The sequence below is a fragment of the uncultured Methylobacterium sp. genome, from assembly GCF_964242245.1.
Lineage (GTDB): Bacteria > Pseudomonadota > Alphaproteobacteria > Rhizobiales > Beijerinckiaceae > Methylobacterium.
Genome location: NZ_CAXTBY010000031.1, coordinates 12,862 through 36,326, shown reverse-complemented (window position 1 = coordinate 36,326; position 23,465 = coordinate 12,862). Strand labels below are relative to the sequence as shown.

Annotated in this window: 16 protein-coding genes and 1 other RNA gene; 10 read left to right on the top strand and 7 right to left on the bottom strand. The window is 70.0% G+C overall.

Annotation, left to right across the window (positions count from 1 at the left end; genetic code table 11):
* Positions 1 to 184 precede the first annotated feature (184 nt).
* On the top strand, positions 185 to 1,567 hold the full coding sequence (locus ACFE8Y_RS09565) for a class II 3-deoxy-7-phosphoheptulonate synthase (protein WP_375464153.1): 1,383 nt from the start codon (positions 185 to 187) through the stop codon (positions 1,565 to 1,567).
* Between the two features lie 237 nt (positions 1,568 to 1,804).
* Here ACFE8Y_RS09565 and ACFE8Y_RS09560 read toward each other — a convergent pair whose 3' ends face one another.
* Positions 1,805 to 4,624, bottom strand: a complete 2,820-nt coding sequence (locus ACFE8Y_RS09560; protein ID WP_375464152.1) for an EAL domain-containing protein — start codon at positions 4,622 to 4,624, stop codon at positions 1,805 to 1,807.
* 281 nt (positions 4,625 to 4,905) lie between these two features.
* On the opposite strand from ACFE8Y_RS09560, the gene ACFE8Y_RS09555 reads away from it, so the two are divergent.
* The 3 genes from ACFE8Y_RS09555 to ACFE8Y_RS09545 all read left to right on the top strand — a co-directional run bounded on the left by ACFE8Y_RS09555 (position 4,906) and on the right by ACFE8Y_RS09545 (position 7,328).
* Positions 4,906 to 5,283: a plastocyanin gene (locus ACFE8Y_RS09555; RefSeq protein WP_375464151.1), complete on the top strand. Its 378-nt coding sequence runs from the start codon at positions 4,906 to 4,908 to the stop codon at positions 5,281 to 5,283.
* A 159-nt stretch (positions 5,284 to 5,442) separates the two neighbouring features.
* Positions 5,443 to 5,685, top strand: a complete 243-nt coding sequence (locus tag ACFE8Y_RS09550) for a hypothetical protein (protein ID WP_375464150.1) — start codon at positions 5,443 to 5,445, stop codon at positions 5,683 to 5,685.
* 752 nt (positions 5,686 to 6,437) lie between these two features.
* Complete coding sequence (locus ACFE8Y_RS09545) at positions 6,438 to 7,328, top strand: ferritin-like domain-containing protein (RefSeq protein WP_375464149.1); 891 nt, start codon at positions 6,438 to 6,440, stop codon at positions 7,326 to 7,328.
* 273 nt (positions 7,329 to 7,601) lie between these two features.
* Here ACFE8Y_RS09545 and ACFE8Y_RS09540 read toward each other — a convergent pair whose 3' ends face one another.
* The gene (locus ACFE8Y_RS09540) at positions 7,602 to 8,876 is read right to left on the bottom strand and encodes an efflux RND transporter periplasmic adaptor subunit (RefSeq protein WP_375464148.1); all 1,275 of its coding nucleotides are present in this window, start codon (positions 8,874 to 8,876) and stop codon (positions 7,602 to 7,604) included.
* A 641-nt stretch (positions 8,877 to 9,517) separates the two neighbouring features.
* On the opposite strand from ACFE8Y_RS09540, the gene ACFE8Y_RS09535 reads away from it, so the two are divergent.
* Entirely contained in the window at positions 9,518 to 10,822 is a 1,305-nt protein-coding gene (locus ACFE8Y_RS09535) for a hypothetical protein (RefSeq protein ID WP_375464147.1), read from the top strand.
* Position 10,823: 1 nt separating this feature from the next.
* On the opposite strand, the gene ACFE8Y_RS09530 is transcribed toward ACFE8Y_RS09535, so the two are convergent.
* The 3 genes from ACFE8Y_RS09530 to ACFE8Y_RS09520 form a co-directional block, all read right to left on the bottom strand.
* Positions 10,824 to 11,951 carry a GNAT family N-acetyltransferase gene (locus ACFE8Y_RS09530; RefSeq protein ID WP_375464146.1) on the bottom strand — a complete coding sequence of 376 codons (1,128 nt, stop codon included), beginning with the start codon at positions 11,949 to 11,951 and terminating at the stop codon, positions 10,824 to 10,826.
* The gene (locus tag ACFE8Y_RS09525; RefSeq protein ID WP_375464145.1) at positions 11,948 to 12,940 is read right to left on the bottom strand and encodes a sterol desaturase family protein; all 993 of its coding nucleotides are present in this window, start codon (positions 12,938 to 12,940) and stop codon (positions 11,948 to 11,950) included. Before ACFE8Y_RS09525 ends, ACFE8Y_RS09530 begins: the two co-directional genes overlap by 4 nt.
* 596 nt (positions 12,941 to 13,536) lie before the next feature.
* Positions 13,537 to 14,715 carry a glycosyltransferase gene (locus ACFE8Y_RS09520; RefSeq protein WP_375464144.1) on the bottom strand — a complete coding sequence of 393 codons (1,179 nt, stop codon included), beginning with the start codon at positions 14,713 to 14,715 and terminating at the stop codon, positions 13,537 to 13,539.
* 204 nt (positions 14,716 to 14,919) lie between these two features.
* Here ACFE8Y_RS09520 and ACFE8Y_RS09515 point away from each other — a divergent pair, with 204 nt between their 5' ends.
* A complete protein-coding gene (locus ACFE8Y_RS09515) occupies positions 14,920 to 16,152 on the top strand; it encodes a DUF1972 domain-containing protein (protein WP_375464143.1) in 1,233 nt (410 codons plus the stop codon).
* Positions 16,149 to 17,393, top strand: coding sequence for a glycoside hydrolase family 5 protein (locus ACFE8Y_RS09510; protein ID WP_375464142.1), 1,245 nt, complete (start codon positions 16,149 to 16,151; stop codon positions 17,391 to 17,393). The genes ACFE8Y_RS09515 and ACFE8Y_RS09510 overlap by 4 nt, the downstream gene beginning before the upstream one ends.
* On the opposite strand, the gene ACFE8Y_RS09505 is transcribed toward ACFE8Y_RS09510, so the two are convergent.
* Both ACFE8Y_RS09505 and ACFE8Y_RS09500 read right to left on the bottom strand, forming a co-directional pair.
* Positions 17,353 to 18,609, bottom strand: coding sequence for a VpsF family polysaccharide biosynthesis protein (locus ACFE8Y_RS09505; protein WP_375464141.1), 1,257 nt, complete (start codon positions 18,607 to 18,609; stop codon positions 17,353 to 17,355). The two genes, ACFE8Y_RS09510 and ACFE8Y_RS09505, sit on opposite strands and share 41 nt — an antisense overlap.
* An 82-nt stretch (positions 18,610 to 18,691) precedes the next feature.
* Entirely contained in the window at positions 18,692 to 20,785 is a 2,094-nt protein-coding gene (locus tag ACFE8Y_RS09500; RefSeq protein WP_375464140.1) for a GumC family protein, read from the bottom strand.
* Between the two features lie 334 nt (positions 20,786 to 21,119).
* On the opposite strand from ACFE8Y_RS09500, the gene ACFE8Y_RS09495 reads away from it, so the two are divergent.
* The 3 genes from ACFE8Y_RS09495 to ACFE8Y_RS09485 all read left to right on the top strand — a co-directional run bounded on the left by ACFE8Y_RS09495 (position 21,120) and on the right by ACFE8Y_RS09485 (position 23,465).
* Positions 21,120 to 22,652: a formyl transferase gene (locus tag ACFE8Y_RS09495; protein WP_375464139.1), complete on the top strand. Its 1,533-nt coding sequence runs from the start codon at positions 21,120 to 21,122 to the stop codon at positions 22,650 to 22,652.
* 73 nt (positions 22,653 to 22,725) lie between these two features.
* A non-coding RNA gene (gene ssrS / locus ACFE8Y_RS09490) (6S RNA) lies at positions 22,726 to 22,882 on the top strand.
* Complete coding sequence (locus ACFE8Y_RS09485; RefSeq protein ID WP_375464138.1) at positions 22,872 to 23,465, top strand: 5-formyltetrahydrofolate cyclo-ligase; 594 nt, start codon at positions 22,872 to 22,874, stop codon at positions 23,463 to 23,465. The genes ssrS and ACFE8Y_RS09485 overlap by 11 nt, the downstream gene beginning before the upstream one ends.

Here is a 23,465-nt window from a genome sequence, read left to right as displayed (position 1 = left end):
AGGCGATCTTCTGGATCCTGGCCGAGCACGGCATCGAGGTCGAGGACGGCGAGGCCTGATCCCTCGACCGCCCTGATCCGCGCCCACGACCTCGCACCCCTGGGCAAATCGCTCTATAAGCCGCCCTTCGCGCGCGGGATGGCGGCGTGGGAGCAGGCCGCCGAGAGGGGCGTGGGAGCGGGTGATGGGCGAGCGTTGGACACCGCAGACATGGCGCGACCGGCCGATCCAGCAGGTGCCGTCCTATCCGGACGCGACCGTCCTGGACGCGGTCGAGCGCCAGATCGCGACCTTCCCGCCGCTGGTCTTCGCCGGGGAGGCGCGGAAGCTGAAGCGGGCGCTTGCCCGCGTCGCCGCGGGTCAGGCTTTCCTCCTCCAGGGGGGCGACTGCGCCGAGAGCTTCGACGAGCACTCGGCCGACAACATTCGGGATTTCTTCCGCGTCTTCCTCCAGATGGCGCTGGTGCTGACCTTCGCCGGCGGCTCGCCGGTGGTGAAGGTGGGGCGCATCGCGGGCCAGTTCGCCAAGCCACGCTCCTCGCCGACCGAGACGCTGGACGGGCTCGCCCTCCCGAGCTACCGCGGCGACATCGTCAACGGCCTGACCTTCACGCAGGAGGCGCGGGTTCCGGACCCGCGCCGCCAACTGGAGGCGTACCGGCAGTCGGCGGCGACCCTGAACCTGCTGCGCGCCTTCGCGACCGGCGGCTACGCCAATCTCGAGAACTCGCATCGCTGGATGCTGGGCTTCGTCAAGGACAGCCCGCAATCCTCGCGCTACGCCGACGTGGCGGAGCGGATGACGGAGGCCCTCGACTTCATGCGCGCGATCGGGATCAATCCCGAGACGCACCAGGAGGTCCGGACCACCGACTTCTACACCAGCCACGAGGCCCTCCTGCTCGGCTACGAGGAGGCGCTGACCCGCGTCGATTCGACGAGCGGCGACTGGTACGCCACGTCGGGCCACATGCTGTGGATCGGCGACCGCACCCGCCAGCCCGACCATGCCCACGTCGAGTTCGCCCGCGGCATCCGCAACCCGATCGGACTGAAGTGCGGGCCGTCGATGACGCCCGACGGCCTGATCCGCCTCGCCGACCTGCTCGATCCGGGCAACGAGGCGGGTCGCCTCAGCCTGATCTGCCGGTTCGGGGCCGACAAGGTCGGCGACCACCTGCCGAAGCTGATTCGTGCGGTCGAGCGCGAGGGCCGCGCCGTCGTCTGGGTCTGCGATCCGATGCACGGCAACACCATCTCGGCCGGCCGCTACAAGACGCGACCCTTCGAGCGGGTGATGCAGGAGATCGAGGGCTTCTTCGGCGTTCATCGGGCCGAGGGCACGGTTCCCGGCGGCATCCACCTGGAGATGACGGGCAAGGACGTCACCGAGTGCACCGGAGGGGCCCGCGCGCTGACGGCCGACGACCTCCAGGATCGCTACCACACCTACTGCGATCCGCGCCTCAACGCGGAACAGGCCCTGGAGGTGGCGTTCCGCACGGCCGAACTCGTGAAATCCCAGCGGGCCGAGATCGAGAGGCCGCGCCTCGACGCCGCGGAATGAGGCTCGCGACGTGTCCGGCCGCGCCCGACGCGTCAGGTGCGTTGCGTCTCAGGGAAGCCAGGACGTGGCGGCGTCGATCACGAGAACGATCGGGAGGGGAATGCCGATCAGCCACAACAGGCCGCCCTTGAGCATCGCGGGACCTCTCATCCTTGAACGCAGGTCTCAACCGAGCTTCGAGCGAGGGCTTCCGCGCCTCGTGCTGCCTCCGGGGTTCGCAGGGATCGGTCCGGCCCGTCAGGCGATCGCCCGCGCGGTCCCGTTCCAGCATCGGATCAGGGAGGGCAGCTCGACGGCCGGGACGGGGCGGCTGAACAGGTAGCCCTGGACCTCGTCGCAGCCTTCGGCCCGGAGCTTGGCCAGTTGCGCCTCGGTCTCGACGCCCTCGGCGGTCGTCGTCATCCCGAGGTTGGCGCCCAGGCCGATCACCGCGCGCACGATGAACTCGGTTCCGTTCTCCTCGCAGAGGTCGCGCACGAAGGACTGATCGATCTTGATCTTGTCGAAGGGGAAGCTGCGCAGGTAGCTCAAGGAAGAATAGCCGGTGCCGAAATCGTCCATCGAGACCCGGACACCGAGTCCCTTCAGGCTGTGGAGGATGGCGATGGTCGCGCCCGGATTGGCGACCAGCACCGATTCGGTGATCTCCAGCTCCAGGCACCGTCCGGCGAGCCCGGTGCGCTGGAGGGCCTCGCGCACGGCCGTCACGAGGCTCGCCGAGGTGAACTGCACCGCCGACACGTTGACGGCGACCTTCAGGCCGTCGGGCCAACGGACCGCCTCCTCGCAGGCCCGGCGCAGGACCCATTCGCCGAGCGGCACGATCAGGCCGAGCTCTTCCGCGACCGGGATGAAGTCGGCCGGCGAGACGCGGCCCCGGACCGGGTGGGTCCAGCGCAGCAGCGCCTCGAATCCGCAGATCCGCTCGGCGTTGAGGTCGTAGATCGGCTGATAGTGGACCTCGAAGGTTTCCTGCGCCACCGCCTCGCGCAGGTCGCGCTCGAACAGGCGCCGCTCCTGAAGGCGTGCGTCCATGTCCGGCTCGAAGAAGCGGAACGAGCCGCGGGCCTCGGCCTTGGCGCGGTCAAGGGCGACGTCGCCGTTCTTGAGCAGCTTCTCGCACGTCGTCCCGTCGCCCGGCGCGAGGGTGATGCCCATGGTGATGCCGAGCGTCACCGTATGGCTCGACAGGGTGTAGGGCGCGCTCAGAACCTCGATGAGGCGTCGCGCCAGCACCGCGGCGTCCTCCGGCCGGTCGACGCCGCGCTGGACGATCGCGAACTCGTCGCTGCCGAGCCGCGCGACGCCGTCGATCTCGCGCACGCAGGCGCTGATGCGGTTGGCCGCCGCCTTGAGGACTTCGTCCCCGAACCCGTGCCCGAGCGTGTCGTTGACCGGCCGGAATCCGTCGAGGTCGAGGCTGAAGACGGCAAATCCGCTGTCGCGGCTCGCCTGGGCGATCGCCGCGTCGACCTGCTTGCTGAAGAGGGTCCGGTTCGGCAGCCCGGTCAGGGCGTCGTGGTGGGCGAGAAACGCGATCCGCGCCTCGGCTTGGCGGCGCTCGGTCACGTCCTCGTAGGTCACGACGAAACCGCCGTCCACCGTCACGCGCTGCTCGATCGCGATGACCTGTCCCGTGGCCCGCTCCTGGAAATGCGTGCGGTTGGTCTTCGCGGCGAACGCGTCCGTCTCCGCGCGGATCAGGTCGCCGAGGGATGAGCCGAGATGGGTTTCCGCGGCAAGGCTGACTTCCAGGACCTCGACGGCCGACATGCCCGCCGCGACGGAGCCAGGAGCGAGGTCGTAAATTTCGGCATAGCGCCGGTTCACCACCATGAGCCGCTGATCGGCGTCGTAGAGGCACAGGCCCTGGCTCATGTTGTCGAGCGCCGCATCGAGGCGCAGGTTGGTCCGCGTCAGACCCGCCTCCTGGTCCTTCAGGACGCTGATGTCGCTGCAGACGGCGACGAAGCCGCCCTCCTGCGTCGCGCTGCGGCTCACCCGGAGCCAGCGTCCGTCGGCAAGGCGGATCTCGCCGTCGCGCGACAGCGTCCAGGCGCAGTCGATCATCGCGCGCGACGCCGCCGCCCCGGCCGCGAGGGTCGTCACCGACAGGCCGGCCTCGACGGCGGCCCGCAACCCGGCGAAGAACTCCAGTGCCTGTTCGTTGGCCAGCACGATCCGGCCCTGCGCATCGACGACGACGACGCCTTCGCGGGAGCTCTGGAGCGCGTCCGCCAGCAGGGTCTCCGCCGAGCGGCGTTGACTGACCTCCCGCTGCATCGTCGACTGGATGTTGTCGCGCATCACCGCCATGGCGCGCAGGAGGGCGCCGAGCTCGTCCCGGCCGCCCACCGGGACGGCATGGTCGAGGCGCCCCGCGGCGATCCGCTCGGCAACTGACGAAGCGGCCGCGAGCGGGCCCGTGATCCTGCGGTTCAGGAGCCACGCGACGAGGCCGGAGAGCATCACCGCCACCAGGGTCGCCGCCGCGTTGAAGCGGATCTCCTGGGACACGACCGTTCGGGCGCCCTGTCGGAAGATGAAGCCGTCACCGGCGGTGTAGTTGATGAGGAGGTCGATCTGCCCGTCGACGGCGCCCGCTTGACGATCGAGGGCGTCCCAGGCTGCAATTTTCGCCGTGGCGGCGTCGAGGCCGTGCCGCATCGCCTCCCAGGCCGTGACACCGTCCTGCGCGGCCTTCGCGGTCCGAACCACCCGGTCCGACTGCGAGCGCTCGACCGCGATGGCGAGGTCCTCGGCGAGCGTCGTGGCGAGGTCGTCGATCTCCGCATCGAGTTTGGCCGCAACGGCCGGATCGCGGGTGATCATGCGCCGGGCGAAGACGGATCGCATCTTCGCGAAGTCGGCGGCGGCGGCCCGCGCGTAATTGATCGACATCAGGGACTCGTCGTAGGTCCGATTGACGAGTTCACCCGCTTCCTGAATCCCGTAAATGGCGTAGAGGCCAAGCCCACCGGTGATCAGGCTCATCGTCAGGAAGGCGACCAGGATCCGGCCGCGGATCGTCGCATGAGCCCCGGCGATGCGACCCATCAAGCCAGCCATCCAGCGCCCGTCCCACTTCGATCCGGCCCGATTCAGTCTCATCGAAACGTAGCTTCTTCGCTTTCGAAGAATCGCAAGTTACGCGGCACACGTTAAGACACGATTAGCCGCGCTCGATCGTATCCACCCTTGCAACGCCCCCACGGCGTGTCGCCTTGAGGCGCGGATGCATGACGCTCGACGCTGTCGCGCTTTATCTTGCCATCAGCCGACGTATGGAAAGTCTTAACCGACGCGTGAATAGGGTCTTGTGAAAATACAGGACCATCATGCGCATGACCCATCGATCGATGCTGTATCGCGCAGCGGGAATGCGGTCCTTCCCGACCGTCGTCGCACTTCTCGCGGGTCTCACGGCGGGTGCGGCGGTCGCGACGCGCATCGAGGCGAGCGGGCATCTGGTTTCGCAGAAGGGCCGCGCGTTCCAACCCAACAGCCTCGTCGTCGCGCGGGGCGACACGGTGACCATCGTCAACGACGACAGCGACCTGCTGCACCATGTCTACATCGAGGCGGAGAGCTTCGCCTTCGATTCCGGGGATCAGCTTCCCGGGAGCAGAACGCCGGTGACTTTCCAGAAGAGCGGTACCTTCCAGGTGCTATGCGGCATCCATCCGAAGATGAAGCTCATCGTTCGCGTGAACTGAGCGACGCCGACGGCTCATCCTCCCTTACGGCGATGGTGCGAGGGCGTGGAGCCATGCTGGGCCGACATCCGCGTCGGACGCAGGAGCATGCATGACCGTGCGGCATCGCGAGCCGCGACGTACCTCGAACCGCCACCGGCACTCATCCGTTTGTCCCCCATGACCCAGCCTCATCCTGAGCCCGCCTCGCAGATCGCCGAGGCCCGCCGCCGCGAGATGGCGATCGAGCACCTCCTGTTCGGCACCATCCGCTTCGTCGCACGGCGCCAACCCGACCTCCTGGACGAACTCGACGGCAGCCTCGGCCATCTCTGGGACAAGGCCGAGGGCGAAGCGCGCGACGACGAGGCCGTGCGCGAGGTGGCGCGCCGCTTCATCAGGAGCCTGCGCGCAGAAAACTAGGTGCTCGGTCCCGGGATGAGGTGCGGCAACGCCCGCTGAGAGCCAGCGCAGGCGGCGGGTGGAGTGTCTGAGCGGACGGAGGACCGGTCCGGCGGCGAATGTGCGCGCCCGGGCATACCGGGTTCAGGCGTCATTCGTGCGGCGGTCTCGGTCGATCGCGCGATCCGCGCCAACCGGGAAGATACCCTCGCCGGTCAAGTTTGTCCTCGCGGGTTGGATGCGCGTCCGACGCGGCCTGCGCAGCAATCCCGCATCCGCGAAGTGGGGTGTTGAACGGCGATTCCCCCTGCCTGTTCAAGGTGCGCAGCGGGCTGGGCCCAGGCGTGACATGACCGCCGCGCACCCCGCCGAGCTCTCGGTCGCCTCGCGGATGTCGTTCCCCGCATCGCCGCTCAGCCTGCACACCGGACCGGACCTACCGACCGCGCCGTCCGTGATGCGGGAACGTTCGGGCGATGACGCGTACGGAACCATGACGCGACAGCACAGTGGCGGCGCGCCGTAAGCCGCAGAGTAGAACGGAAGAGAGCGCCTTGGCGGATCTGTCTCTGGCATGAGCAGTCGTGTTGAATTTGACACAGTCAGGCCTTCACCTCTCGTTTGTTAAGCGGATTTTCATTTGTTAAGGCGGCGCGCGGCATTAAACCTAGACCTTGTCGGGCAACCAGCAATCAGGGCCAGCACGCATGGATGGGAATTTGGATCGTCATGACCTTCAATCAGGCCATGAGGGAGCCGGGCCGGCGCCGGATATGGAGCGGGGGCGCCGCGGCTTCCTCCAGGCCCTCGGTCTCGGCACCATGGGCGCTGCAATCCTGGGGCTTGCAGGCTCCCAGTCTGCGCGCGCCCAGGGTGCGCCGCCGGACCTCACGGACACGGACCTCGTCACGTTCGTGCTGAACTTCGAGTATCTTGGCGCCGAATTCTACCTGCGCGCCGTCAACGGCCAGGGTCTCCAGGCCGGCGACATCGACGGTGTCGGCGGCATCGGAACCGTCTCGGGCGGCCGTCAGGTGGCCTTCGCCGACTCCTTCGTGCGCAAGCTCGCCTTCGAACTCGCGGCGGACGAGGAGGGCCACGTCCGAACCCTTCGCGCCGCGCTTCCGGCCGCGGTCCGGATCGGACGGCCGCAACTCGACCTCGACTTCGCCTTCACCTTCGCGGCCCGCTCGGCCGGCCTCGTCGGGCCCAATGACCGGTTCGACGTGTACGGGAACGACAACAACTTCCTTCTCGGCGCATTCCTGCTCGAGGACGTGTGCGTGACCGCCCTGATCGGCGGCGCGCCCCTGATCCGGGACAAGGGCGTTCTCGCCACCGCATCCGGCTTCCTCGGCACGGAGGCGTACCAAGCCGGAGCCATTCGAACCCTTCTCTACACGCGCGGCTTGATCAACCAAGCGAACCTGCTCTCGAACGCGCGCGACTCGCTCGACGGCCCCACCGACCTCGATCAGGGCATCAGCGGTGATCAGGCCGCGACTCGCGGCTTCACCCAGACCGACGCCAACCTCGTGCCGGCCGACGCCAACAGCCTCTGCTTCGGCCGCACGTTCGGGCAGGTGCTCGACATCGCCTACCTCAACACGACGCAGAGCCCCGGCGGCTTCTTCCCGATGGGCCTGCGCGGTCGGCTGCGGTAGCATCCGCCCCTCGAAGACCGATCAGAGCGGCGGCCTGCACGTTGGATCGGACACCGCCCTGAAGCGCCTCCCGACGAAGGGCACGCTGGTTCGTCGGGAGGCTTGACGGCGACAGAAGATCAGGGCCGCCGATGCAATCGCATCGGCGGCCCTGATCCTTGGAAAACACCTCAGGAAGGTTCCTGCGCCCTTCTGAACCGCCAACCGCTGGAGGCCGACACGCGCCTCGCCCCCTCAGGCGATGGATCGTGTCCATCGGCCTCCGAGGGCGATCTATCGGGTCGCGGCCTGGAACGGTCTGGCGTCGGCGGGCACGCCCTCGCGCTCGATCCTCTGACCGTCGCGCAGGTCGGCCGGTGGGCTGAGGACGACCTGTTCTCGCCCGTTCAGGCCCTGGTCCACCTCGATCGTCTGACCGAAGTCACGCCGGATACGGACCGGCCGCCACTCGGTGCGGTTGTCGTCGCCGACCACGGCAACCTGCGTGCCGCGCTGGTTGAAGACCAGCGCCTCGGCCGGGATGATCATCGCCGGATCGATCCGGGGGATCTTCAGGGTGACGTAGACGTAGAGGCCGGCCCGCAGCGTGCCGTCGGGGTTGGGCACGTCGACCTGAGCCGTCAGCGTGCGCGAGGCGCTCAGCAACGCCACCGAGCTGCGCTCGACGAGTCCGGAAAAGATCCGGTTCGGAAGCTGCGGCACCGTGATCGTGGCCGCGACGCCCGGCTTGACCCCGACGGCGGCATTCTGAGGCACGTTCACGCCGATGCGCAGGATGTCGTCGCGGTCCATGCTGAGCAGGGCCGTGCCTCCGCCGTCCGCCTTGACGAGGTCGCCGACGCCGACGCTGCGGGTGGTGACGACGCCGTCGAAGGGAGCGATCACGTCCTTGAAGCCCGTGAGCGCCTTGAGGCGGTCGACGGTGGCCTCCTGGGCCCTGATGTTGGCCTCCGCGACCTTCACCCCGGCTTCGGCCGCAGCCAGCGTCGCGCCCTGGCTCAGCACGCCGGCCTGCGAGTTGTCCGCGTTCTGGCGGGAGGCCCAGCCCTGCGTCGCCAGCGTCGAGGTCCGGTTGTTGGTGAGGTTGGCCAGATTGACGTTGGCGCGAGCCTGATCGACCTGGGCCCTTGCCTGGAGAAGCTGCGCTTGGTTCTGCCCGACCTGGGCCTGGGCTTGCGCGAGTTGCTGATCGAGGTCTGGGGCCGCGATCCGCAGCATCACGTCGCCGGCCTTGACGCGCGAGCCGATGTCGACCCGCCGCTCCGCGATGTAGCCGGTCGCCCGTGCGAAGATCGCGGCTTGGTCGAAAGCCTGCGTGTCGCCGGGCAGGGTGAGTTCGATCGGCCGGTCGCTGCGCTCGACCGCGGCGACGCGCAGGCGCGGCACGAACTCCTTGATCTTCCGCTGGGTCTCGGCGGCCTCGGCGCTCTGGCGCCAATGCCCGTACCCGCCCCAGGCGAGCAGCCCGGCCGCCACGAGACCGGTGATCAGGAACGGACGCTTGCCCGGAGGAGGAGGGATCTCGCGCGCCTCGCCGTGGGCCTTCATGGAGCGTTCGCCTTCGTCCGGTCGCGCTGCCGCCGGGAATACGGCTATGATAGACCGTCGCGGCGCCTGGGCCTAGCGCGCCGCGGCGACGCATCCGCCGGACCGGCGCGCTGGATGCCGCCCTGGATGCCGGCTTGGCGGGCGTCGGCGCTGATCGGGAACGTTCGGGCTCGCGGCATCCCGGCCGGACGATCAACGCCTCCGACACGCGGGCGGGTTCCGCATGCGCCCGCGCGATCCCCCCGGCGACGGCTGCGTAATCTTCCCCGCTCCGCTCAGACGCTGGTTTCCTCGGCGCGAAGCACCGCCGCGGAGCGTTGAAACGAGCGCTGAGCCAAGGGTTTGCCGATCCCGGCCGCGGCGCGGCGTAAACGTCGTTCTACGTGTAACCTCGCACATCAATATCGTGTAAACCTTGCCAACGCGGACGACGGACGCGAAAGCTGCCCAGTCGTCGATGCGCAGGCTTGGTTCGACGGACGGAGAGGTCCTTGCGGAATACAGCATCCTGCGTAAGGCCGAGCTTAGGGGCATCGTAAGCCGTCCACAGATCGTTCGAGCAATGTTCAGACATATTTTACGATGACCATCTCAGGGTCGATGCGTCTCCTGCCTCGCGGGGGTCGTGCTGGAGCATGGGCATGAGGGTGCCGGCTCTCGGCCGCTTCGGACACCGCTTCGCCCTGATCCTGTCCGGCGAGCTGACCCAGAGCCTGTTCCACTTCATCCTGAACATCGTGCTGGTGCGGGAACTCCCGGCCCACGCGTACGGGCTGTTTGCCATCGTCTTCACCGTCGGTGCCGTCGGCGTCACCTACATCCGAGCCCTCGTCGCGGTTCCGGCGACCCTGTTCCTGTCGCCCAGCCTCGGCCGCCCGGCCGAGCGCGGCTACGACGTCGCGTTCGGCTCGGGCGCGTGCTGCGTCGCTGTCGCGATGGCCGTCTGCGCCTGCGCCGCGCTCAGCCCCGTGATCGGCCTCGGCGCGCTCGCCGCGGGCGCATTCGTCGGTCTCTACGCCTTTCGCAGCTATCTCCGGATCGTCCTCCTGGCGCGCCGCGGCGCGCGGATCGCAGGACTGAGCGACCTCGTCTACGCGCTGGCGGGGCTTGGTCTCACGATCTTCCTTCACGGCGACGCGGGCGCAGTCCTCGATCATGCCCTGCTCGGCATCGCTGGCGCCCACGCCCTCGGCATCGCCGTCGTGTTCGCGGCGATCGGCCAGCCGGTGCGATTGTCGTTCCGCCCGAGCATGCGCCGGCGCTACCGCGCGATCGGGCGAACCCTGCTGTGGTCGCTGGCCGGCGTCACCGGCACGATCGTCCAGGGGCAGGGCCTCACGCTGCTGCTGGCAATCCTCGCCGGGCCGGAAGCCTACGCGCCGGTCGCGGCGACCCTCGTGCTGTTCGCGCCCCTGCGCATCCCGACGAGCGCCCTGGCCAACATGGTGCTTCCCGAGATCACCGGCCTGCTGGCGCAAGGGCGCGTGCGGGCGGCACGCGGCCTCGTGCTGCGCAGCACCGGTCTGATCGGGCTTGCCTGCCTCGCCTACGGCCTCGTGATGTGGACCGCGCTCCCGATCATCGAGCAGCACCTGTTCAAGGGACGCTTCCTGCACGAGCCGATGACGTGGATCGGCGTGGGCGTCTGGAGCGTGGTGACGGTGTCGCTGCTCTACGCGATACCGAGGGCCTTCCTCGAGGCCTCCGCCGCGTTCCGGGTGATCGCCTCGGGGGCCACCGTGAGCGCGGGCATCGGCTTCCTGATCATGGTGCCGCTGCTCATGACCCTGGAACCGGCCTTCGCCCTGATCGGTCTCGCGGCCTCGGAATGCGCGACTGCCCTGTGGTCAGCCAAGGCCTTCCACGACCGCGCGCGCCATCCTGACGGGCGTGCGTCGGCGCTCGACCGGGCCGCCCTGGCGCGGGACGTACCGGCTCAGGCCTGAGTCAAGCCGCCTCGCTCGCGCCTGTCGGGGGAGACGCCGCCGCGCCGCGGCGGCGCATGCCGCGCACCGCGAGGTTCCACGAGTCGAGCATCATCGCCGCCGCGCCGGGGAGGGTGCGCCGCCCCATCACCGAATCGAGGGTAACGCTGGTGGTGGCGAAGCGGCTCTTGAAGGCCTCGGCGCCGCACAGGAAGTCGACGGTGTGAAGACCCCGGTCGATCGACCACCGGATGTAGTCCATCATCAGCACCATGCCGGGCGAGCCGCGCTCGAAGGCCGGATCGTAGGTGGTGACGAAGGCCATCATCGTGCCGGCCTGGACGAAGTTGATCGACACCGCGACGATCACGCCGTCGCATTCGAGCACGAAGGCGCGCAGCAGGCCGGTCTCGGCCAGCACCCGGACCAGGGCGGCCAGCGCCAGCGCGCCCTCGTCGTAGAGGTTCGATTCGAGGTCGTGTCCCGCGAGCCACGCCCGCTTCAACTCGGCGAGGCGGGCCAGCACCGGCGCCATCGGCTCCTCCGGCGGCAGGAGGCGGAACCGCAGGACGCCGGCATCGCCGATGAACTTCTGGCCGCGGCGGTAGTTCTGGCGGGTTTTCTTCGACTGCGCCGCGACCCAGGCATCCCCCGTCGGCCAAGCGCCGGCAACGCGAAAACTCACCTCGCTGCGACGGTTCGGGCGCAGGCGCACGCCCGCCGTTCCGGCCGGGCCGAGCAGGGTGCGGGCCTTGGCGTCGGGCAGCAGGCGGTTGAGGTAGATCAGGTCGAAGCCGCCGGCGGCCGACAGGTGCGCCCACATCCGCCGTAGGAGGCCGCCATCGAGACCGGGGGCGACGAGCGCGTCGCCGTAATCGGTGTGGTCCTTGGCGGCCCATTCGAGCAGGCGCAGGCCGCGGCGCCGGCAGGTCGCCAGGGGCAGCACGGCGTCGAGCCGGTCGCCGTTCCACGCGAGCACGACCTGGAGCGCGCGCCGGTCGCGGTCGGGCGCGGTCCTCCACCACGCGTCGATCCAGGCGTGACTCTGGAAGACGAGGGCACCGGCGCGGCACCACAGGTCCATCCAGGCCGGCCCGACCTCCGCCAGCCGCTCGGTCGAGCGGACGATCTCGATGCGCTCGAGGCTCACGGCTGCGAGCCTTCCTGCGGCCGCCGGATGGCGGAGCGGGGGCGCAGGCGGCGCTTGACCACCCGCCACATCTTCTTGAGCGGCAGGATGTAGAGGCCCGACAGGGACTGGTAGTCGCGCACGTCGCGATCGACGAGACCGAACTTGAAGGTCTCGTTCGGCTCGGGCACGCAGAGCGTGCCGAAGACCCGGTCCCAGAACGAGAACAGCAGCCCGAAATTCTTGTCGTAATGGCGCGGATTGGTGCTGTGGTGCAGTTGATGCCAGTGCGGGCACAGGATCAGGTTGTTGAGCCTGCCGAACGAGATCTTGAAGTGGGTGTGGCGCACGAAGTCCATCATCAAGATATTGCGCATGATGTAGACGTTGACGCCGAAGATCGTCACCTCGACCGGGTTGAGGGAGATCAGGGTCCACAATCCGAAGCAGATGCCCGGGATGACGCCGTCCCAGGCGCGGTTCATCAACTCGTCGAGGGGGTGCACCCGGTCCTTGGTGATGCCGACCATCACCTCGGCCGAGTGATGCACCTTGTGCAGTTCCCACAGGAAGGGGAAGCGGTGCTGGGCCGTGTGGTAGAGGTAGTACGAGATGTCGTAGGCGAGCAGCATCGTTCCCGTGAACACGACGACGGTGACGGGTCCGGGCGGACCGCCGAGCAGCGGCTCCTCGATGTGGAGCAGGGTTCCGAGAACGCGATTCGTCGCGTAGCCCACGGCGACGACGAAGGTGACGCCGGCCGGGATCAGCAGGAACGGCATGATCGCCTTGCGGGTGACGTAGAACAGCAGGTCGGCACGCGCCGACGGGTGGGTGATCACCTCGTGCGGCAGCAGGAACTCGAAGAACTCGGCGAAGGACTTCTGCTCGACCGTGCGCCAGTAGGCGATCAGCGCGCAGCCCAGGGCCGTTGCCAGGAGCAGGGCCGCCGCCAGGAGGTTCGCCGCCGAGATCCGATCGAGGATCTCCTCGATGAAGCTGTTGATCATGTTCCGTCTTCCGTGTCCGGGCGGGCCGATGGATCGGTCCGTGGGCGGAGGCTCGAAGCGCAGTGACCGGACCGAACGATCAATCCCGCGGCATCGTGCGGCGATCGCCACCGGCCATGCACCGCACGCCGGATGTGTCCGACCCGACCCGCGCCGGCAGGACTATGGAAACGCGCGTGCCCTGACGATCGCACAAGAATGCTTACGAAGCGTTGGCTCATCGAAGCAAGCTTGACGCTACGAAACGAACATCGCCCGCACCTTGACCGGATTTTCGGTTCGGAAATACGGCCGCGTCCGGACGATCGATCGAAGCCGTTGCGACCTGAAAACGCGGTCGATTGAAATTGCGGGATCGATGCTCCGTCGCAGCGACGCTGTCCAAGTCTCCCCCTTGTTCCGAAGCGCCGCGGCGAAGCGGAGGCTTCCGGGCAACCTTGCGATCGCTGGAGGGCGCCTTCGAGGCGGCTCGCGCCGCACCTCACAGGGTGAGAGCCGCCGGTTGGAACACGTGATCCTGAGCGTCGATCATGAGCGGGATCGGGGCGAACAGGCTCTGAGCCTGCACGCACGATGAGGCCGGTTGCGCGCTCGCCTCAGCCGAGCGATTGCGAAGACTCATGGCCGGGCGCAAGGGTCTCGCGCGTCGGCGCCTGCGCGCGCTGGAAGGTCAGGCGCAGCATGCCGGAAATTCCCTCCGCCGCCAGCGCCTCGTCGAAGACGCGCTCGTAGCGCGCGCGGGCGGCGGCGGGGAACCGGGCCCAGTCCTGCGGCCGCGTCACGATCCCCGCCAGCGCCCGCGACAGGTCCTCGGCGCTGCCCGGGGGCACGACCCAGCCGGTTGCGCCGTCCTCCACGATCTCCGTGAGGCCGCCGATGCCGGAGACCAGCGGCGGGATGCCGTAGGCCAGCGCCTCGATGGCGACGCGACCGAGCGATTCCGGCAGTTGCGAGGGCACCGTCACCACGTCGGCCCAGCGATAGAGGGCGTCCGGGTCGGCGACGAACGGCGCGCACGTGATCTGGCTGGCAAGGCCCGCCTCGGCGATCTGACGCGCCAGCGCGATCTCCCGCGCGTCGTCCTCGAAGGCGCTGCCGACGATCTTGAGTTCGATCCGCGCCCGGAGTGCGGGCGGCAATTGCCGGATCGCCTCGACCAGGACCTCCTGCCCCTTGATCCGGCTGATCCGCCCGAGCATCAGCACGCGTAAGGGGCGGCTGCCGTCGTAGCTCGCAACGTTCGGCTGCGCCGGACCCGCGATGCCGTTGTAGACCACCCGCGCCGTCGCCTCTCCCGGCATCGCGAAGGCGGCCTGGGTGGCGCGCGAGTTGAAGATGATGTTGGCCCGGCTCCAGCGGATCAGGCCGCGGAGCACCCTGAGGGCCGCCCCCTGCGGAATCTCGTGCACGTGGACGACGGTGCGGCCGGGCATCAGCCGCGCGGCGAGGAGGTAGTCGGCCACGACCGTGGTGTTCACGTAGACCAGGTCGCTGTCCCGGATGCGCCACAGAGCGCGCGCGATCGCCATCGGCAGGCGCGCCAGACCGACCGTGGCGAGCTGCGCGAGGTTGCGGCGGCGCAGGACCCAGACCGGCTCGATGACGATGCGTGAGGCGACCGCGTCGAGCATCGCGACGATCGGCCCGACCCGCGGCAGCACCACGTCGATCCACGCCTGCGGGTACGCCTCGCGGATCGTCCGAACGGTCTCGCAGAAACTGCGGTCGGACCCGTAGAGCTCGTAGCCCTGATGCACGCAGGTGATGCGCTTCACCGCACGTCCCTCCCGCGCCGCACGGAAAGCTGACGGTGCCGGAGCATCATCGTACGTAATCGGGAACCCGGTTCTCAGTATAGGCTCTGAACGCATAAGTAGAAAAATTCCAAATACATACAACCAATGGTTGTATTTGAGGGAAAATGCCTTGGTAAGTTCAGGGACATACAATAAGATGCTGAAAACCGGAAGGGCGAATGCATGCGCAACCTTGCGCCGGCGATCCTAATTCTTGGGACGCGCGGCATCCCCGCGGCGCACGGGGGCTTCGAGACGTTCGCGGAACGGCTCGCCCTGCAACTCGTCGCGCGCGGCTGGCGCGTCGGCGTGTACTGCCAGCGCGAGGTCGAGCGGGTCCGGACGCGGGTGTCCACGCGGGCTTGGCGGGGGATCGACCTGATCACCGTCGAGGTGGCCGCCAAGGGACCCGCCGCCACGCTGGCGTTCGACGGGGTCTGCGCCCACGACGCGGCCGGGCGCGGCGGCGTCTGCCTCGTGCTCGGCTACAACGGCGCGGTGTTCCTGCCCTATCTCCGCCTGCGCGGCGCGAAGATCCTGACGAACATGGACGGCATCGAGTGGAAGCGCCCGAAATGGTCGCTGCCGATCCGCGCGTTCTTCTGGGCGAGCGAGTGGATCGCGGCCTGGAGCTCGCATCGCCTGATCGCCGACCACCCGGCGATCGCCGACCACCTCGCGACGCGCCGGCCGCGCCGGGCGATCGCGACGATCCCCTACGGCGGCGATCCGATCCCGCCGGTCTCCGACGCGCCCATCCGGATGCTCGGGCTCGAACCGGACCGCTACCTGGTGTCGATCGCCCGGATCGAGCCCGACAACACCATCCTCAGCGTCGTCGAGGCGTTCTCCTGCCGGCCGCGCGACCTGCGGCTGGTGGTGCTGGGCCGCCTCGATCCAACCAACGCCTATCATCGCGCGGTGCAGGCCGCTGCGGGCGACGGCGTGGTGTTTCCCGGAGCGATCTACGAGCCCGGCACGGTGCGGGCGCTGCGCCACCACGCCCGCGCCTACCTCCACGGCCACACCGTCGGCGGCACCAACCCGTCGCTGATCGAGGCGCTGTGGGCGGGCAACGCGGTGATCGCGCACGACAACGCGTTCAACCGCGGCACCGCGGGCGCGGACCAGTTCTACTTCTCGGACGTGGCGGGCTGCGCGCGCGCGATCGCGACGGTGATCGCGGACGAGGCGGCCGTACGAAGGGCGCGCCGCGCCGCCCTTCATCGCGCCGCGGCCTTCTCATGGGACGACATCCTGGCCGCCTACGAGGTCGAGGCCCGGCGGCTCGGCGGCTACCCCCCCGTGAGCCGCCGGCCACCCGAACCGGCCGCCGGCATCGCCTGCGCGGACGCCTCGGAACGCCACCGCCGCGCGGCTGAGGAGGCCGCGGCGGAGCCGGTCTGCCGGGAATGATCGCCGACCGTCGCAGCGTGCTCGGCGGCGCGCTCGCCCTCGCTGCGGCGGGTCCCTCCCGGGCGACGCCGGAGCCGGTCGCCTTGAGGCGCGGCATCAGCCTGTGGCCGTGGTTCTCGCTGACCCGCGAGTTCCCGGCCCCGCGCCTGGACTACGACTGGCCGCCGTTCCAGGAGGACCGGCCGGTGCCGACCGCCGACGACCTGCGCCGCTTGAGTCAGGCCGGCTTCGACTTCGTCCGGCTGCCCGTTGATCCCGGCCCGTTCGTGGCGTTCGGCGGCGCAAGACGGACCCAGCTCCTCGAAACGCTCGCGGCCGCCGTCGACCTGATCCTCGCGAGCCGGCTGTCGCTGGTCCTGAACGTCCAGGCCAACGCGGCAACCCACCACTTCACCCCGGACAACTTCTACGGCGCGACCGCCGCGCCGCTGTTTGCCGCCTACCGCGACCTCGTTGCCGAGCTCGCCCGGCGGTTCGGCGCGCGCGCCCCGGGCCGGATCGCCCTGGAGCCCGTCAACGAGCCGCCGCAGGCCTGCGGCGCGACCGCCTGGAACCGGGTTCAGGCCGCCCTGCTGACGGCCGCGCGGCGCGCCTCGCCCGCCGTGACGCTGGTGGCGACCGGCGCCTGCGGCGGCCTGGCACCGGGCCTCACCGCGCTCGATCCGTCCGCCTTCGCCGCGCTGGCGCCGGTGATCTTCACCTTCCACTTCTACGAACCTTACCTGTTCTCGCACCAGGGCGCCCCGTGGATGCGGGACGAACCGATCTACCGGGCGCTGAACGCCGTGCCCTGGCCCGCCCGCTCAGGGACCCTCGACGAGACGCTGGCGGCGGTCCGCGCCCGCATGCGGGCCGACACCGAGACCTCGGCCTCCGACAAGGCGGCGGCCTACGCGGCGACCGAGGCGAAGCTGAGGGAGTACTTCGCCGCCGACCCCGACCGGGGCTACCTCGACCGGCAACTCGCCGATCTCAGAACCTGGGCCGACCTCTACGGCGTCCCGCCGCGGTGCATCCTGATGGGGGAGTTCGGGGCGCTGCGGAGCGATGCCCGCTACGTCGCGGCCAAGGCCCCGGACCGGGCGCGCTACGTCCGCGACGTGCGCGAGAGCGCGGAGGCCGCGGGCTTTCCTTGGGCGTTCTGGAACCTGTTCGACGGGCTCGGCCTGATGGACGACGCCCACCGCATCGATCCCGCGCTCATCGCCGCCCTCGGCCTGACGATGCCGCCGGGCCGCTGACGGACCCGCGCGGGTAGAGCACCAGCAGCATCAGCGCGAACTTGGCGAGCATGGTGGTCTTGCCGCCGATGCTCTCGAACGTGTTGATCAGGACGACGAAGGCGAGGATCGGCAGGCCGGCGCCGCGCCGGCAGTTGCGCGCGACCTCGAACAGGAACAGCGCCAACGCCGCCGTCAGCAGAAGGGTCATCGCGATGCCGTTGTAGAGCAGGTTCTCCACCACCGGGTTCTCGATGCCCCATTCGAGGCCGTTCATCCGCCGCAGCGTGTCGACGATCTTGGGGTCCGGGCCGACCAGCAGGTCGCGCAACGGGATCGCGTCGAAGATCGCCAGCATCTCGACGCGGGCGTTGGCGCTGCCGCCGTCCGAGACGAAGCGCCCCAGCAGCGCATCGAAGAAGCCGCCGACCGCCAACGCGCCGACGGCGATCGGCACCATCGTCAGGAGAAAGACGGCGACCGCGGCGCCGAGTAGAGGCACGCGGCCGCTGCGGAGCGTTCGGTTGAGGACGAAGAGCGCGGATGCGCCGCCGAGGACCAGCGTCACCACCGTCGCGGAGCGACCGCCGAAGGTGATCAGCGCCACGAGCTGCAGGGCGACGAGCCCGGCGCGCAGCGCCGGTTTGATCTGGCCGCCGCCGGAGCACAGGGCGAGAACGTAGCAGGCCGTCAGCGTCGCGTTGGCGAGCGGATGACCGTGCAGCGCGGCCGAGCGGGTGTCGGTCTCGAACACCATCCCGTCCATGCGGAAGGGGAAGAAGCGCTGGCCGCCGGCGAACTCGACGAGGCCGAGGACGGCGTTGGCCAGCATGACGGCGTGGACCACGACCGCGATGCGGCGCATCGTGATCGCGTCGCGCTCCGCGAGCAGGATGACCCACAACCCGGTGAGCAGGTAGGTGTCCAGCGAGCCGGCAAGCCCGGTGCCGCCCCGCAGGGCGATGAACGCCAGCAGCCCGACGCTGCACAGGCAGAGCAGCACGCCCCCGGGACGCCGCTCGGCCGCCCTGACGAGGGGCACGACCGGGTTGCCCGATCGCAGCATCGTCCAGGCGAACAGCAGCACCGCGAGGTAGGTCGCCGGGTGGACCTTCTGCGCCGCCGAGCCGGTGATGCCGTCGTAGTTGATCCCGAGCACCCACAGCATTCCGCCCGAGACGCCGCAGGTGACGAGCGCGAGGCCGACGAGGGCCCAGGACTCGGCGCGTGCCGGCAAGGGGAGCGGAAACGCCCGTGACTCGCGCCGCCCCACAGATGTCGGCGGGGGATGCCTGTACGCGCGGGTCGACACGGGCGCCTCAGCCCGCTGCACGGGCGTCGACGAGCAGCGACCCCGAGATCGGGCGGCCGAGCGCCTCCGAGGTGCCGACGAGGTTCAGGAGGTCGCGCTGGCGCGTCGCGCCGTTGCGCACGATCAGCAGGAGCCGGTCGGTCGCTGCGGCGACGGGGCCGATGCGCAGGTTCTCCGAGAGCACGCCGCCATCGAGGATCACCAGCTCGTAGCGGCCCTTCACGCCGGCGAGGAAGCGCTCGACGTTGGTGCGCAGGAAGGCGTCCCGCACCGGCTTGTGGGTGTCGCCCAACCCGATCCGGCGGGCGCCGGTGGCCGGGTCGTGCCGGGCGACGGCGTTGAGGCTCTGCTCCCCGCGCAGCACGTCGAGGAGCCCGCCGACGGTCGAACCGTCGATCCGCATGTCGGCGTCGACGACGAGGACGCGGTTTCCGCGCGCGACCGCCACCGACGCGAGCAGGTCGATCGCCGCCTTGCGGTCGGCGTCGTCCGCCTCGCCCGAGGTGACGAGGATGCTGAGCGAGCGTCCCCCGCCTGTGCTGGTCTCGAACAGGTGGTCGAGGGTGAAGCCGGCAGCCTGGGCGCTCGCCCCGTCGGTCATCCGGCGCAGGCGCGGCAGCGTGGCGACCACCGGCGCGTTCGACAGCCGTTCGAGCTGGCGCTGCGACAGCACCGTCGGCTCGGCGTACTCCCGCACCAGGGCGAAGCCGGTGCCGAGGCCGAGGCCGGCGAGCGAGGCCGCCAGCACCAGGAACAGCCGCGGCGGCCACGAGCTGTCCAGCGGCGGTCGCGCCCAGGTGATGACCCGGGCGTTGGTGGTGTCGATCCCCGTCTGCTCCTTGATCTCGCGCGAGCGCACGAGGAAGGTGTTGTAGACGGTCCGGCTGGCATCGACGTCCCGTTCGAGCTCCCGCAGGCGGATGCCGGACTGCGCGACGGTCGCCGACTGCTTCTGCAGGCGCTCCAGGTCGGCGGTGAGCGTCCGCTCGTTGGCGAGCGCCCGCTGGTACTCGGTCTCGGCGGCCTGCGCGATCCGGCCGAGCTCCCCGTCGATGAGCTTGCGCACGTCCTGCATCTGCGCGCGCGTCGCGGCGATGAACGGATGGCGCTCGCCGAGATTGGTGCGCAGGTCGGCCTCCTTGCTCGCGAGCTCCGCGTACTGGCTGCGCAGCCGCTCGACGACGGAGGACTGGATCGCCTCCGGCGTCGCTCCGGCGATCGGCTTGCCGCGGGCATCCTTGATGCCCTGGAGCCGGGCGCGGGCCTCCGCCGTGCGGGTGCGGGCGGCGACCACCCGCGCGTTGCTGTCGGTGAGCTGCTGCTCGCCGACGAGGCGTCCGCTCGACGCGATCAGCCCGTTCCTGGCCTTGTAGTCCTCGAGCCGCATGTCGGCCTTGTTGACCGCCTCGCGCAGGGCATCGAGGCGGCCGCGCAGCTCGCCCGAGGCGCGCTGCGCGCCCTCGGCCCGGGCCTCCGACTGGTCGGACAGGTAGGATTTCGCGATGGCGTTGACGATGCGGGCGGCCTTGTCGGGGTCGGCCGTGGTGACGATCACGTCGACGACGAACACCTTGTCGGCGCGCTTGACCGCGAGCCTGCGCCGGAGCCGGTCGAGCGACGTGCCGCGGGTATCGACCGGCCGCTCGGTGACCGGGCCGAGGACGCTCTCGCGCAGGGCGCGCAGGGTGCGCCCGACGATCCCCGTCTCGGCCGCGCCGAATTCCGGGTCGCGATCGAGCCCGGCCTCCGCGATCGCGCGGCCCAGGACCGTATCCGATTCGATGACGCGGACTTGGCTCTCGACCTGGGTCACGCCGCCGTCGGGCGCCAGCGCGCCGGGATTGATGTCGTTGCTCACCACCACGCGGTCGCGGGGATCGATCAGGATCTGCGCCGTCGCGGTGTAGAGCGAGGGCGTGACGAGGGCGTAGGCCAGCGCCGACAGGCCGAGGAGGAGGGCGGTGGCGAGGATGAGCGTCCGGCGGCGGAACAGGATGCGCCACAGGTCGCCGAGTTCGGCGCTCGTGTCGGGCTTGGATGCCGCTGCCCGATCCGGAACCATCGGTTCCATCCAGGCCGCGACGGCAAGGTTTCTGCTCATCTGTTCCACGGCCGGCACCGTCGTCTCGGATCGGGTCAGTTCTACGGACGCCCGATCTTCCACAGCAAGAGACGCGCGAGAGAATGAAAATCCCTCAAGACTGCGTAGGACCCCCACCGGCGAGGTTGCTTCTTCGGGCGAAGGTTAATTGCGCCTGGAGGGATGGTTCGGTTTCCCGGGTTATGCTCCCGGTCACAAAGTCGGTGGTAGACGTCGATCAGGGGGCTCGCACCGAGCCTCCGCCGCTCGACCGTCCGGCTAGGTCCGGAGCCCGCGGCGTCGCTCGCGAGATTTGGCCTCCCGTCGGGACGGCCATGGAGAAACGGCCGCCGGCATGCGTCTGAGGTTGCGTCTCGATGGGCGGAGGCCGCGCCTGTGGCACGCGCTCCTGCTCCGCCGGATCGCCGACCCTGCCGGTCGTCACGGCGCCGTCGCGATCGAGGTGGATGCGCGTCCCGGGCCGGACCCGTGGCCGGCCAACGCCGATCTGCTGTTCGCGCTGGAGGCCCTGATCCATCGCCTGCCGCGCAACGGCGCGTCGTCGCCTGTCCCGGCCTCGGACACGTCGGCGTGGCCGCAACCCGGCATCGACGCGCCGGACCTGATCATCGACCTGTGCGGCGATGTCCCGGCGGTCGGGCCGGTGCCGGTCTGGCGCCTGTCCTTCGATGGGCTGCCCGGAGCGGCGGGCCTGCTCGCCAGCCTGCTGGCGGGCCACGCCCCGGTGATCGCCCTTCACGACCGCGACCGCCTCGTCGCATCCGGTCGTGTCGGAACCGAGCGGCGCGGGATCATCCTGACCTCGTTCGACGACGCGCTGATGCGCACCGTCTCGCTCGTCGCCGCCGCGCTCGCCGGCCGCGACCAGGGCGGCCTCGATCCCGTCCGGTCCCGCACCAGTCTCGCCCCGGCCTGCCTGCCGCCCGGACGCGTCCTGGCGCGGACGGGACGGATGCTGGCGCACGCCATCGCGCAGCGGCTCTACCACCTCTGCTACAACGCTCCGCACTGGCGGGTCGGCTGGCGCCGCCTCGATGGACCCGACCTGATCGACCTGCGCCGCCATCCCGGGACTGGGTGGCGCGACCTGCCCGACGACGGCCGGCGCTTCTACGCCGACCCGTTCCCCCTCGATCACCGCGGCGAATCCTGGGTGTTCGTCGAGGAATTCGTCCACGCGCTCGGCAAGGGCATCGTCTCCGCGGTGCGGTTCGGCCCGGCCGGTCCGGTCGGGCGGCCCGAGCCGGTGCTGGAGGAGGCGGAGCACCTCTCCTATCCCTTCGTCTTCGTCCGCGACGGGATCGCCTGGATGGTGCCGGAGACGGGGAGCGCCGGCACGATCGACCTCTACCGCGCCGCGGCCTATCCCCGGGGCTGGGTGAAGGAGGCGACGCTCGTCTCCGGCGTGGTCGCGAGCGATGCGACGCTGGTCGAGCATGCCGGCCGGTGGTGGATGTTCGCCACGGTCCGCGACGCACCGCTCGGAGCGCCGCTGGGCAGCGGATCGTATTCGGACGCGCTCCACCTCTGGTCGGCGCCGGACTTCCGCGGACCCTGGACGCCGCATGCCCACAACCCGGTGCTGGTCGATGTCGCCTCGGCGCGGCCGGCCGGGCGCATCGCCGCGCGCGGCGGCCGGTTGATCCGTCCCGTTCAGGACTGCACCGAGGGCTACGGCCGCGCGCTCGCCCTCGCCCGGATCGATCGCCTCGACGACGACGGTTACGGACAGACCGTGGAGACGCTGCTGCGCGCCGGGCCCGAATGGCCCGGCAACCGCATCCACACCCTCAACCGATCCGAGACGCTGGAATGCATCGACGGATCGGTGCGCTCGCCTCGCCTCCGCGGCCTGCTCGCCCACTGAATTTCGGTTCGCCGGATGCCTTTGCAGGAGTGAACCCCTGGCGCGCCGCCGATGCCACCGCTACATGGGATGGGCGGGGCTGCAGAGTCCGTCAGGAGCACTTTCCCCGGGGCCTTATCGACTCCCCCGGGAGCTGTCCCTGGCCTCGTCCCTGGACTTGGTCAACACGGCGCCCACCTACTCTGTAGGTTTCCCGGGATCGATCCTCCAACGGCTCACGTGGCTCCGCACTCGATCTCCTCGTCAGCCTCGGAGAAGGCCGAACTCCGCCGCGCGGCCCTCCTGCGGCGCGATGCCCTCGATCCGGAGGCGCGGCGTTCCGGCGCCCTCGCCGTGGCCGAGTGGGCGATGGCGGTCGCGGGCCTGTCCGACGCGGCCCTCGTCGGCGCCTTCTGGCCGATCCGCAGCGAGGTCGATCCGCGCCCGCTGATCGAGCGGCTCTTCGCGCGCGGGCAGCGGGTCGCGCTGCCGAAGGTCACGCCGGACGGCCTCCTGTTCCGCGAGTGGCGGGCGGGCGAGGCGCTGGTTCCCGGCGCCTTCGGCCTCAGCGAGCCGCGCGACGACCTTCCCGCCCTCGATCCGACCGCCCTGATCGTGCCGCTCGCCGCCTTCGATCGTCGGGGGCACCGCGTCGGCTACGGCCGCGGCTACTACGACCGGGCGATCGCGCGCCTGTCGCGTCTCGGCCCGGTCCTGACGATCGGCATCGCCTTCTCCGCGCAGGAGATCGCGCGCGTCCCGTCCGAGCCGCACGACCGGCCCCTCGACCATGTCGTGACCGAGGCCGGCCCCGTTTCCCTGATCGAAGCCTAG